Source organism: Micromonospora sp. NPDC049044 (genome assembly GCF_040649215.1).
Lineage (GTDB): Bacteria > Actinomycetota > Actinomycetes > Mycobacteriales > Micromonosporaceae > Micromonospora.
Map to the genome: position 1 here is coordinate 20582 of NZ_JBEZFA010000004.1, position 12575 is coordinate 33156.

Sequence of the window (12575 nt, forward strand, 5' to 3'; positions counted from 1 at the left end):
GTGGCACGGGTCACCACCAGGGCCCCCGGGGATCAGGAACGGGCGCGACTCCAGGCGGCGATGTGCACCTCGGCGCTGGACTCCCAGGTGAACTCCTTGGCCCGGTCGAAGCCCGCCTTCGCCAGCGACAACCGCCGCTGCTCGTCGTCGAGCAGCGCGGCCAGGTCGGTGCCGATCTGCTCCGGGTCCTCGGAGGTGTACGCGACAGCGTCCCCACCCACCTCGGGCAGCGATAGCCGGGGCGTGGTCAGCACCGGGGCGGCGCACGCCATGGCCTCCAGGATCGGCAGCCCGAACCCCTCGCCGTAGGACGGATAGGCGGCCACGAGTGCCCCACCGAGGAAACCGGGCAGGTCGGCGTAGCGCAGGTAGCCCGGGCGCAGCAGGCGTAGGTGCGACGGGACCTCGGCCACCGCCCGGTCGATGTCGTCGTCGTGCCCCTGCCCACCGGCGATCACCAGGGCCGGTGGCTCGGCCCGGTCGGACACCGCACGCGCCCAACCACGGATCAGGTTCGGCACGTTCTTCCGCGGCTCCTTGGCGCCGAGGAAGGCCACGTAGCTGCTGTTGCCCAGCCCCAGCCGGGCGCGGACCCGAGCCTTCTCCTCCTCGGTCGGGGCGTGGAAGGCCGCCTGGTCGACGCCGTGGTAGGCCACGTCGATCCGGGTGGGGTCGGCGTCGAGCAGCCGGATCAGCTCGTCGCGGGTGGCCTTGCTGGGCACGATCACCCGGTTGGCACGCCGCATCGAGGTCTTGATGGCACTGCGGAAGAACGTGCGGCGGGACTTGTCGTAGTGCTCCGGCTCGGTGAAGAACGTCGCGTCGTGCACGGTGACCGTGACCGGGCAACCGGCCCGCAGCGGGCAGGTGTAGAACGGCGAGTGCAGCACGTCGGCGCTCACCTGCTGGGCGAGCAGCGGCAGGCCGGTCTGCTCCCAGGCGAGCCGGGCCGGGCGGTGCGCCACGGCCGCCGGCGCTGGGATGATCTCCGCGCCGGGCAGCATCCGGGTGTAACGCTCCAGGTCGGTGCGGAGGCTGACCACCGCCAACTCCACCCCCGACCCGCACACCTTGCCGAGGGCACCGAGCAGGCCGTCGACGTATCGACCGACGCCACCACGGTCGGCGGGGACACTCGTGGCGTCGATGAGCACGCGGGGCGGGCGACCGGCGGTCACGTGGCGACTCCTTGCACTGGCGGGTCTGTGGGGAAGAACACTCCGGGGGTCAAGCCTACGCCGGAGCGCGGGGCCGACGCTGACTGCGACCCGACGGTACGCCGACTTGTCATCGTCATCGAGTACGGGCGGGAGAGGCGTATCGTTCGCCCCGATGGCCGACAACATTGCCCGGGTGTTCGCCGACGCGATCGCGACCGACCCGACCCGACCGCTGCTCACCTGGTACGACGACTCCACCGGCGACCGCACCGAACTCTCCGGCGCGACAGTGGCGAACTGGGTGGCGAAGACCGCCAACCTTCTCGTCGACGAGGTCGGCCTCGCCCCGGGCACCCCGGCCGGCGTGCTGCTCCCCCCGCACTGGCAGACCGCCGCCGTCCTGCTGGGCTGCTGGTCGGCCAAGGTGACCGTCATCGACACACCGGGCGAGGTCGACGTGCTCTTCGCCGCCGCCGACCGGCTCGACGAGGCACAGTCCTGGTCCGCCGACGAGCGGTACGCCCTGGGCCTCGCCCCGCTCGCCGCCCCGCTGCGGCAGGTGCCGCCCGGCTTCGTCGACTACGTGGTCGAGGTACGCGGGCACGGCGACCACTTCACCCCGCAGCCCGGCCCTGGCCAGGCGGACGCGCATCTGCTGGCCCGCGCCGAGGCGCGCGCCGCGGAGCTGGGCATCGAGCAAGGCGCAAGGGTCCTCGTCGACGCCGACCGCTACCCCGACCCGGTCGACTGGCTGCTGGCGCCGCTGACCCGGGCCGCGACTGTGGTCCTGTGCGCCAACCCGGACCCGACCCGCCTGGCCACCCGGCTGACCAGCGAAAAAGTCACCCACCCCCTCCCCTAACCCCACCCCTAATCCCGGCCCTCCCGCCCCCGCCCGCGTCGATCATGGAGTCATGGTGGGCGAATGGCGGCGAAATGCGCCTTTTATGGGGCACCACCACTCCATGATCGACGCCAGGGAGGGTGGGGGGCGGGGGGTTGGGGTTGGGGTTAGGGGCGGGGGCGGGACTGGGCCAGGGCGGCGAACGCGTTGAGCGAATCCGGGTTCACCAGCGCGCCCTTGGCCGCTGCCTGGTCGACCGGGGTGCCGGTGAGGATCTTCTTGACCGGCACCTCGAGCTTCTTCGCCGAGAGGGTGCGGGGCACGGCGCGTACCTGGTGGATCTCGTCGGGCACGTGCCGGGGTGAGAGCGCGGTGCGCAGCTCGCGGCAGATCTTCTTGCGCAGCCCGTCGTCAAGAGTCAGGCCGTCGGCCAGGACCACGAAGAGCAGCAGTTCACCCGCGCCGCCCTCGTCGTCCTCCAGGTGCACCACCACCGAGTCGACGACCTCGTCGAGGCCCTCGACCACCGAGTAGAACTCTGCGGTGCCGAGCCGGACCCCGCCACGGTTGAGGGTGGCGTCGGAGCGCCCGGTGATCACGCAGCCGCCCCGGGAGTTGATGGTGATCCAGTCACCGTGCCGCCAGACGCCCGGGTAGACGGAGAAGTACGCCTCGGCGTAACGGGTGCCGTCCGGGTCGTTCCAGAAGCCCACCGGCATGCTCGGCATCGGCTCGGTGATCACCAGCTCGCCCAGCTCGCCGAGCACCGGGGTGCCGTCTGCCGAGCGGGCCTCCACCTTGGCGCCCAACGCGCGGCAGGCGATCTCGCCGGCGTACACCGGCAGCAGCGGCACCCCGCCGACGAAGCCCGTGCACACGTCGGTGCCGCCCGAGAGCGACTGGAGCTGCACCTGGTCGCTGACGGTCTCGTACACCCATCCGAAGCCCTCGGCGGGCAGCGGCGCACCTGTGGAACCGACGCCGCGCAGCGCAGACAGGTCGGCGACCTCGCGGGGCACCACGCCGGCCTTGCGGCAGGCCAGCAGGAACGGGGCGGAGGTGCCGAAGTACGTGGTGCCGGTCTCGGCCGCCAGCCGCCACAGCGCGCCGAGGTCGGGCTCGGCCGGCCGGCCGGGCTCCGCCCGGACCCCCGGGTTTCCGTCGAAGAGCACGATGGCCGCGCCCACCGCCGGCCCGGAGACCAGGAAGTTCCACATCATCCAGCCGGTGGTGGTGAACCAGAAGAACCGGTCGGCCGGGCCGAGGTCGTGGTGCAGGGCGAGCATCTTCAGGTGTTCCAGCAGGATGCCGCCGTGGCCGTGCACGATCGGCTTCGGCAGGCCTGTGGTGCCCGAGGAGTAGAGCACGTACAGCGGATGGTCGAACGGCACCGGCGTGAACGTCGACGGCTCGTCGGTGGGCGCGGCCAGCTCCGCCCAGCCCAGCGCGCCCTCGGGCGCGCGGCCCGCCGGGTCGAGGTAGCCGATGCTCACCGTGTGGCGCAACGACGGCAGGGCCGCCCGGATCGCGGCGACCTCGGCGCGGCGGTCCACCGGCTTGTCGCCGTAGCGGTAGCCGTCCACGGCGACCAGCACTGTCGGTTCGATCTGCTGCCACCGGTCGGTGACGCTGCGGGTGCCGAACTCGGGCGCGCAGGACGAGAAGATGGCCCCCAGGCTGGCGGTGGCCAGCAGCAGGACGTACGTCTCGGGAATGTTGGGCGCGTACGCCGCCACCCGGTCCCCGGCGGTGACGCCGAGCCGGCGCAGACCGGCCGACACCCGGCGGACCTGCTCGCGCAACTCCCCGGCGGTGAGGGTGACCGGCTCCCGGGTCTGACCGTGCGCGATGACCACGGGGTCCTCGTCGGCGCGGCCCGGCATCCGCAGCACGTTCTCGGCGTAGTTGAGGGTGGCGCCCGGGAACCAGCGCGCCCCGGGCATCCCCCGCTCGGTCAGGGTGACGGTCGGCGGGGTGTGCGCGATCACCTCGAAGTGGTCCCAGATCGAGCGCCAGAACGCGTCCAGGTCGGTGACCGACCACCGCCACAGCGCGTCGTAGTCGGCGAAGTCCAGCCCGCGGTGCTCTCGCAGCCAGCGCAGGTAGTCGCCGATCCGGGACCGCTCCAGCACGTCCGCCGGCGGCGTCCACAGCACGTCACCCACTGCTCCACCCTCCCCTGGCCCCGCACGACACTGTGAATGGGCCGTGGCGCCATCTTGCCCTACCCCAAAGCGCCATTCTGCGCACCGGGTACGCCTGTCGACGCGTGCCCGGCCCACACTCCAGCCCACCCAGCCATGTGGTTCAGCCCGCCCGGTGCGCCTGGATGGCCCGCCGACGGGCCAGTCGGTGCGCACGGCGGATCTCCGCCTCCTTGAACCGACGCTCGTCCTCCGGCGTCTCCGGCAGCACCGGACGCACAGTGCGCGGCGCACCGCCGACGTCCACCCCGACGAAGACCAGGTACGCCGTGGCCACCCGTACCGGCGCGTCCTCGGCCGAGTCCCACCGCTCGGCGACCACCCGCACGCCCACCTCCATCGACGTCTGCCCGGTCCAGTTCACCTGGGCGTGCGCGTGCACCAGGTCACCGACCCGGACGGCCTCGGAGAAGACGATCTCGTCGATCGCCGCGGTTACCGCCGTGCCGCCGCTGTGCCGGGCGGCGGCGGCGCCCGCCACGTCGTCGACGAACTTCATCAGGACCCCGCCGTGGACGGTTCCGTAGAGGTTCACGTCCACCGCAGTCATGATCTTGCTGAGGGTGACGCGGGAGTACGACGTCGGCTTGCCGGTCGGAGCGGCGGAGAGGTGCTCGGTCATGCCGGAAACGGTACGGTGCGCGGATGCGACATCTCTGGAGCTTCCTCGCCGGGTTGGTGGTGGCACCCATCACGTGGGCGCTTGTCACACTCGGGCAGGACGGGTCGAGCCGGACGGTCGACCGCTGGGTGGAGATCGGCACCTTCAACACCGCCAACCTGATCGAACCGGCCGTGTACCTCGGCGTCGGCGGTGTCCTGCTCGGGCTTCTCGGCACACTGCGCTTCTCACCGGCCGGCCCGGTGGTGGCCGGGTTACTGCTTGTCACACCGTACGTCGGGATGTTCGTGGCGCCGTTCGAGGTGCGCGACGCGATCCCGCACGACTGGAAGGTGTTCGGTGACCCACTGCCGCTGCGGCTGCCGGTGGAGAACGGCACGCTCTTCCTGATCGGCCTGCTGCTGCTCATGGCGACGTTCAGCGGTCAACGCTGGCGGCAGTGGCCGCAGGCCGCGACCGCGCCGGCCGTGACACCGGCGTCGGCGGACGGCCCGCGCGGCGACGACTTCACCCTCACCGACTGGCCGTCCCCCGCGCCGGCGGAGCGCGACACCGCACCGCTCACTCTCGGTTACCCGGCCGAGCCGACACCTACCGATCCGTTGCCGCGCCGGGTGGGCGGCGAGTCGCCGTGGTCCGCCCCGCCGCGCGGCCAGTCCCGCCCCGAGGACACCACCGAAATCCGTTGATCGTCGGGCGGGCCGGGCAACCGGCCCGCCCGACCAGACCCACTGCGCGAGTCGCGCTGGTCACGGTGGCGGCTCAGGAACCGCCAACGAGGAGCAGCGCCCGCCCGTCCACGTTCGCCACCTGCCCGGCTCCGAGCCGGGACAGGGGCTGGTTCCAGTGCACATGGCCACAGACCGTCAGGGCCGGTGGGCGCCGTTCCAGCAGGCGCCGCACCGCAGCGTTCCCCAACTGTCCGGGCTCGTCGCCGGATGGCCCCTCGTGCAGGACGAGGACGTCCACGGGCGGCGTCCCGGTCAACTCGGCGATCGCGGCGAGGAATGCCCGCTCGCTCCGTCGCCCCGGCCGGTCCGGCCCGCCGGTCACCCCGCCGACCCCGCCGAACAGCACTCCGCCCGCGGTGAACCGGTCGCCGTCCAGCAGTCGGACCGCAGGCCCCATGCCGGCCACCTCGGCGGCGTCGATCTCGTCGTGGTTGCCCGCCACCCCGACGACAAAGGGGCACCCGGCGGCGGCGAAGGCGAGCCAGACGTCGGTGACGTCCCCGGAGACCCCCCGGCGGTCCGCGCCCGGCGCCGAGTAGAGGTCACCGGCCAGCAGCACACCGACCTCGGTCGGCGGCGGCAGCAGGCCCACCTCCGCCCACACCGTCAGATAGTCGGCCAGGGCCACCCCGAGCAGCACCGGGTCACCCCCGAAGGGCGGACTGGCGACCCCCTGGAGGTCGCCGGCCACCAGCACCGCACGACAGCCGGCGGGCAGCCGGTCGACGGTGATCCGGTCGACAGGCAGTTGGGCAGCCTCGATCCCCCCGCCCGCCCTGGCCTGGCGGTACGCCACCGAGGTGAGGCGTTCCGGCCGGCTGCTCAGTCCATACACGTCGTACACGCCTGCCATGATGGCCTCCTCCCACTGTGCCGCGTCGGCCAGAACCACACTCGAATGCAGTGCGCCGGCGCATCTCGGAGCGGTGGCGGCAGTGGCCGCGCCCGGGGCCACCGAGCTGGCCACGGCACCGGCGTCCGGGCCGGGCAACCGGCCCGCCCGCCACTTTTCTAGTGCAGGGCGACCGCCAGGTCCGGGTCTACCGCGAGGCCGGCGCGGGGCACGACGAGGAGCATGACGATCAGCGCGGCGGCCATGCCACCCGCGATGACGATCGCCATCGGTACGCTCCCGGTGCCGAACAGGCCCGCCAGTGGTGCCGAGAGCGCGCCGACCCCGAACTGCACTGCGCCGAGCAGCGCCGCGGCGGTGCCAGCGGCCGCACTGTGCCGGCTCATGGCCAGCGCCGGAGCGTTCGGCAGGGCCAGGCCCGCCGCGGCCAGGACCAGCCACAGTGACGCGAGCAGGGTGCCCAGGCCACCGAAGCTGGTCGCCGCGAACATGACAAGCAGCAGCCCGGCCGCCGTTCCCGCGATGAGCGCGCTGACCAGGATCTGCTGCGGGGTGTAGCGGCGCAACAGCCGGACGTTGAACTGGGTGGCCCCGATCAGGCCGACGGCACCGGCCCCGAAGGCCAGACCGAACTGCTGCTCGTCGAGGCCGTACTCCCGTTGCAGCACGAACGACGACCCCGCGACGTACGCGAACAGGGCCGCCATCGCCAGCCCGGCAACCAGCACCAGCCCGACGAACGCCCGGTCGTTGAGCAGCCCCCGGTAGTCGCGCACTGTGGCACCGACCCCGCCGTGCCGCCGACGCGCGACCGGGAGGGTCTCCGGGAGCCGGAGCGCGGCCACGACGATCAGCAACGCGCCCAACACCGCAAGCGCCGCGAAGACGCCCCGCCAGTCGGTCCAGCTCAGCAGGGCGCTGCCCAGGGTGGGCGCGAGAATGGGCGCCAGGCCCATGACGAGCATCAACCGAGAGAAGATCCGGGCGAACGAGGCGCCACTGAACAGGTCGCGCACGACGGCGGTGGCGACCACTGTGGCGGCCGCGACACCCAGCCCCTGGAGGACCCGCAGCACACCGAGCACTTCGATGTTCGGCGCGAAGACGCACAGCACGGATGCCACGATGTGCGCGGCCAGCCCGGCCAGCAGCGGCACCCGCCGTCCGACCACATCGGAGAGCGGGCCGATGAGCAACTGGCCCAGCGCGAGGCCGACGAGGGTGCCGGTCAGTGTCAACTGCACCGCGGTTTCGGTGGTCTGCATCCCTGCCGTGATGGCGGGCAGCGCCGGCAGGTACATGTCGATGGTCAACGGCCCGATGGCGATCAGCGCACCCAGCACGAGGACGAGTTGCACCCGCTGACGGTTGGTCATCAGGTCACCGGGCAGCACCTCCCCGGACGGGCCCGGGCCTGCCGTGCGGGTGCCCGGTCCGGTCTGGTCCACCAACTGCTTCATCATCTCGATCTCTCTGCGGAAGCTCGTGCGTCGTCACGGGGTCGGCGGGGCGTGCCCGGTGCCCGACGTGGGGCAACCAGAGCGTGACGAGGCAGGGGTCGTGGTGAGGGCTGGTCGGGGCGATCACCCGATGGTGATCCTGTCGCTCGCCAACACCCGGAACCCGTAAGTCGTTCCCGCTGTGGGAGGCGTCACGCCGCGCCGGCTCGCTCCGGACGTGGCGGGCGGCCGGCAGCCCGCCCGCCCACGCCCGACGGGCGTACGGCAATGCCGGTGTGCGGGGTGAGCCCCGCCCACGTCTGCTGGGACGAGCACCTGTGACCGGGTCAGCCGGCCCGCTGGTTCTCCAACTCGAGGACGGCGTGCAGGTGACTGCGGCCGGGCACACCGAGCTTGCGGTACGCCTGGGTGAGGTGCTGCTCGACAGTGCTTATCGTCACGAAGAGCTCGTTGGCGATGAGCCGGTTGGTGCGACCGAGTGCCGCGAGCCGCACGACCCGACGCTCGGCGTCGCTGAGCCGCCCGATCGGGTACAGCATGTCGCAGTCCGGGTGCGACTCCGCGGTGCGTTGCTGCGGGATGAGGCCGGCCAGGTTCTCGCCGCCGGGCGCCGCCGGCCCTCGGGCGTCGCCCAGGTCCAGTGCGGCGGCCAGTTCATGGGCCGCCTGGAAGTCGGAGAGCGCCTCCTGCCGGCGCCCGGTGGCCAGGCAGAACCGGCCGCGGGCGGAAAGGTAGCGCCAGCCGAGGGTCGACCGGAGCATCGCCGTCGGCACCGGGATGCCGACGAACTCGGCGGCGTCCTCGGGCCAGCGCGACTCGAGCGCGACGTTGATGAGCGTGGTGAGCGGTGCCCCGATCGCCACGCCCCAGGCGCGCGGTGGCATCAGCACGAGCGCGTTCTGCGCGTGCAGCCGCGCCTCGGCCGGAGCGCCCATCCGGAACGCGACCTCGGCCCGGATCGCGGCGGCCACCGCCCGCCAGGTTGGTGCCTGGATGAGCCAGTCTCCCTTCTCGATCACCTCGTGCACGGCGTCGAGCGGGCCGCTGGAGATGAACAACGCGCCGAGCGCGCCCAGCGTCCGGCCCATCAGGTGGTTGTCGAGGCGTTGGGCGAGCAGGAATTCGCGCAGGCCCGAGATCGTCTCCTCGCCGGCGGGCGAGGAGACCGGGACCGGGTCGATCGTTCCCGAGCCCAGCCGCGCGGCCAGGCTGGGGAAGACGCGCTGAACCGAGCCGGAGAGGTTCTGCAGCGCACGGGCCAGTTGCTCGTCGGAGTTGTCGGCGAGCTGCAGCCCCTCCATCAGGGTGATCGTGTCGTCGGTGCGGCCCTGCCAGAGCAGATGGTCGGCGACCTTGACGCCCTCGCGCCAGCCCAACTGCCCGGCACGGGCGGCGGCCAGCACCTCGTCGAGGTGGCGGGCGGCGACCGCCGGGTTGATCCACCACTCGGTGGACATCAGCGCGAACTGGGTGGTGGCCCGTTGGCCGACGTCGTCGCAGCGGTCGAACGCGAGGTGCAGGTAGTTCTGTGCGAGTTCGAGATCCTCGTCGGCCAGCGCCTGCTCGGCTGCCTCGTGCATGAGTGGGATGGCCCAGGAGTCGTACATCTGGTCGGCCGAGGCGAGGTGGGGTGCGACGACGGCGGCAGCCGCGGAGTGCTGGTGCAGCAGGGTGGCTGCCCTGCTGTGCAGCTCGCAGCGAACCTCCCGGCTCAGGCTGCTGAGCACCGCGGTGCGCGCCTGCGGGTGGCGGAACCGGAGCCGGTGCACGACGCCGGCGTTCTCCAGTGTGCCGAGGGCCCGGCCGACGACGTCGTTGGGGCAGCCGAGCAGTCGGGGCAGGATCGCCTCGCTGTCGGGATTGTCGAGCAGCGCGACCGCGTGGGCCACCTGGATGGTTTCGGCGTCGAGGCGACACAGGCAGCCGAGCACCGCCCGGGCGAACTCGTCGGCGGCGTACAACTCGTACGGCCGGGAGGGGCCGGAACGGCAGTCCTCGATGAGGGCGTTGACCAGCAGCGGGTTGCCTCCGGTAGCGGCCCGCACCGCGCAGGCGAGGCTGGGCGCGACCGGGCCGTCGAGCCGCTCGGCCAACAGTTCGCCCACCTCCAGCAGGGAGAGCATCTGAATGACGATCCGCTCGCCACTGCCGCGAAGCACGTCGGCATGGATGAGCGGGTGCAGGGGCTGCAGGCCGCGACAGTTGGTCATCACCAGCAGGATCTGGGCGGCGGTGAGCCGGCGTGTGAGGTAGGCCAGGCAGCGCAGCGAGGCGAAGTCCGCATGGTGGACATCGTCGATGAGGATGACGACCGGCTTGCTCTCGGCGGTCCGGAACAGGACGCGGCCGACGCCTTCGATGGCGGCGCCCACCCGGGCGTCGGAGACGAGCCGGTCGTCCGGCCCGTCGGGCCGGGCAGCGCCGGCCAGACCGGCCTCATCAAGCAGACGCGCGAACTCGGCCCGCCGCCGTGGCACCCGCAGAACGTCCGCGAGCTGGCGGAACACTCCCAGTGGCACACCCCCCTGGGCCCGGGAGGCGACCGCTCGCAGCACTGTCGCGCCACGGTCGCGGGCATGCGCAGCGAGAGCGTCGAGGAGTGCCGTCTTACCGCTGCCGACGTCCCCCTCGACGACGACCGCCGCTCCGGCCTCCCTGGTGCCGTCATACACCGCGATCAGCTTTTCCAGACACGCAACATTGACTTTCACATCACTCAACTGTTCGCCCCCGTACGGACTGATGTGGGTCTTCTGTTATACGAGTTTATGGAGTTGTGTCTCCATTCAATTCAAGCAATGCTGATAGTCGCGACGTAATTACTCTCCGCATTAACGGCACCACCATACCACGGGGGCAGATCCAAGACAAGCCGCTTGCCACAGCTGCGCGAACGAGTGAAATGCCTGGTGAGGAAAGGCCAACTAACGTACTAAATTCGCCCCAATCAATTCCGAAATTTGTGGTTAGTTCCCGCTACGGGCCGGGCCGGGGACGGATATCAGACAAGTTTTCTTCCAGAATGTGGAAGTCCCTGCGGTACCAGACCAGCGGCTTCCCAGGACCGGACATACGCACCTCGGTCGGCGTACCGACCAGCAGGTCGTGGTCACCCACCGGCACCAGATGGGTGGGCCGGCAGCGCAGCAGAAGGTGGGCGTCGGCCAGGCACGGCAGCATCGAGCCGGGCCAGCGGACGAAGCCGCCCTCGGCGAACCGGTCCAGGCCCCGGGCGGCGAAACGGGTGGCCACCGCCCGGTGCCGATCGGAGAGCACGTTGACGACGAACTCCGGCGCCACCGCGAGGGCGCGGTAGCAACTGGAGGCGTGCGCGACACCGACCGTGATCAATGGGGGATCGAGAGAGACGGACGTCACAGAACTGGCGGTGAAGCCCCAGCGGCGGCCGGTGTGGTCGCTGAAGGTAACGACCGTGATCGGGGCGGCCAGCAGGGCCATCGCGTCGCGGAACGTCTGGCCGTCCACAGACGGTGCGACCAACTGCTCCGCGACGCCCTCGGCTGACATGAGTGCTCCCTTCAGCTGACCGGCGCGGCCTTGGCGGCCTCGCGCCCCTGGGCGGAAAAGTCGTCCCGGTTGGTGGCCAACCACTGCTGGGAGGCCTGCAGACCGCTCAGCGCACCGGTGAAGTGCGGCGCCACGTAGCGGGCGAACAGGTCGAAGCTGTGCAGCACCTGCTCCCGTGACGCCCAGTCGTGGGTGTTGATCAACAGCGTGCCGAAGCCACCGGTCTCCGCGTAGAGATGGTGGATGCCCTCGATGACGTCGTCGACCGAGCCGATGATGACGGTCTTCTGATCCTGACACTCGTCGACCTCGCAGCCCATGGTGAGCACGGCCGGAGCGCCGATCGTCTCCCGCACGTACTCCTGGTACCAGCGGGTCATGCCCGGACGAACCTGGTTCAGCGCCTCCTCCCGGGTCTCCGCGACGTGCACGCAGATGGCAACCCGCCAGTTGGCGCGGTCCACTGTCTTGTTGTACTTGGTCGCCTCGTCCTCGGTGGCCAGCCAGAGGCCGTCGAGCGGGGCGTCCGGCACCCCGGGGCGGCCGGCGAAGGTGAGCGCGCCGACGCCGTAGCGACCGGCCAGCCGCATCCCCCGCTCTGAACCCGGGCTGGCCACGGCGATGTCCAGAGCCGGCCGGCGGTACGGGCGGAGCTGGATGGCCGCGTCGCGCAGCTCGAACCAGTCGGTCTTGCAGTTGACCGGCTCGGTGCCCTCGAGCAGTTGGACGACGGCCTGCAACGACTCGGCCATCATCCGCCGCTGGTCCCCCGCGGCGATGCCCATCATGTACGCGTCGGCCGGGTTGATGCCGGCGCCCACCCCGAGCATCGCCCGACCCCGGCTCAGGTGGTCCAGCAGCATGATCCGCTCGGCCACCATCAGCGGGTGGTGGTAGGGCAGGCTCACCACGCCGGTGCCGAGCTTGATCTGGCGGGTCCGGGCCGCCGCGTTGGCCAGGAAGAGCTCGGGCGACGAGATCGGCGACCAGCCCCCGGAGTGGTGCTCGCCCACCCAGATCTCTTCGTAGCCCAGGGTGTCGAGCCACTCCACGAGTTCCATGTCGCGGCTCAGTGCGCCGGTCGGGTCCTCACCGAGCCGGTGGAAGGGTGCCATGAACGCGCCGAACTTGAGTTGCATGAGAGTTCCTCTCGTTGTGGCGGTTGACGGACTG

At 71.5% G+C, this 12575-nt stretch carries 10 protein-coding genes; 2 read left to right on the forward strand and 8 right to left on the reverse strand.

All coding sequences use genetic code 11. The features are described from left to right. Positions 1-32 precede the first annotated feature (32 nt). On the reverse strand, positions 33-1178 hold the full coding sequence (locus AB0B85_RS04185) for a glycosyltransferase family 1 protein (protein WP_357403377.1): 1146 nt from the start codon (positions 1176-1178) through the stop codon (positions 33-35). A gap of 154 nt (positions 1179-1332) precedes the next feature. On the opposite strand from AB0B85_RS04185, the gene AB0B85_RS04190 reads away from it, so the two are divergent. Next, complete coding sequence (locus tag AB0B85_RS04190; RefSeq protein WP_357403379.1) at positions 1333-2022, forward strand: TIGR03089 family protein; 690 nt, start codon at positions 1333-1335, stop codon at positions 2020-2022. Between the two features lie 149 nt (positions 2023-2171). Here AB0B85_RS04190 and AB0B85_RS04195 read toward each other — a convergent pair whose 3' ends face one another. Both AB0B85_RS04195 and AB0B85_RS04200 read right to left on the reverse strand, forming a co-directional pair. After that, complete coding sequence (locus tag AB0B85_RS04195; RefSeq protein ID WP_357403381.1) at positions 2172-4169, reverse strand: acetoacetate--CoA ligase; 1998 nt, start codon at positions 4167-4169, stop codon at positions 2172-2174. Positions 4170-4311: 142 nt separating this feature from the next. Beyond that, positions 4312-4830 carry a hotdog domain-containing protein gene (locus tag AB0B85_RS04200; protein WP_234584049.1) on the reverse strand — a complete coding sequence of 173 codons (519 nt, stop codon included), beginning with the start codon at positions 4828-4830 and terminating at the stop codon, positions 4312-4314. A gap of 23 nt (positions 4831-4853) precedes the next feature. Here AB0B85_RS04200 and AB0B85_RS04205 point away from each other — a divergent pair, with 23 nt between their 5' ends. Further along, on the forward strand, positions 4854-5519 hold the full coding sequence (locus AB0B85_RS04205) for a hypothetical protein (RefSeq protein ID WP_357403383.1): 666 nt from the start codon (positions 4854-4856) through the stop codon (positions 5517-5519). 73 nt (positions 5520-5592) lie between these two features. Here the strand turns inward: AB0B85_RS04205 and AB0B85_RS04210 are convergent, their stop codons facing one another. The 5 genes from AB0B85_RS04210 to AB0B85_RS04230 all read right to left on the reverse strand — a co-directional run bounded on the left by AB0B85_RS04210 (position 5593) and on the right by AB0B85_RS04230 (position 12541). Beyond that, positions 5593-6414 carry a metallophosphoesterase gene (locus AB0B85_RS04210; RefSeq protein ID WP_357403385.1) on the reverse strand — a complete coding sequence of 274 codons (822 nt, stop codon included), beginning with the start codon at positions 6412-6414 and terminating at the stop codon, positions 5593-5595. A gap of 158 nt (positions 6415-6572) precedes the next feature. Next, positions 6573-7790, reverse strand: a complete 1218-nt coding sequence (locus AB0B85_RS04215) for a multidrug effflux MFS transporter (protein WP_357403747.1) — start codon at positions 7788-7790, stop codon at positions 6573-6575. Between the two features lie 410 nt (positions 7791-8200). Beyond that, the gene (locus tag AB0B85_RS04220; RefSeq protein ID WP_357403387.1) at positions 8201-10585 is read right to left on the reverse strand and encodes an AAA family ATPase; all 2385 of its coding nucleotides are present in this window, start codon (positions 10583-10585) and stop codon (positions 8201-8203) included. Between the two features lie 265 nt (positions 10586-10850). Then, the gene (locus tag AB0B85_RS04225) at positions 10851-11402 is read right to left on the reverse strand and encodes a flavin reductase family protein (protein ID WP_357403388.1); all 552 of its coding nucleotides are present in this window, start codon (positions 11400-11402) and stop codon (positions 10851-10853) included. A gap of 11 nt (positions 11403-11413) precedes the next feature. Next, the gene (locus AB0B85_RS04230; protein WP_357403390.1) at positions 11414-12541 is read right to left on the reverse strand and encodes an LLM class flavin-dependent oxidoreductase; all 1128 of its coding nucleotides are present in this window, start codon (positions 12539-12541) and stop codon (positions 11414-11416) included. Positions 12542-12575 lie beyond the last annotated feature (34 nt).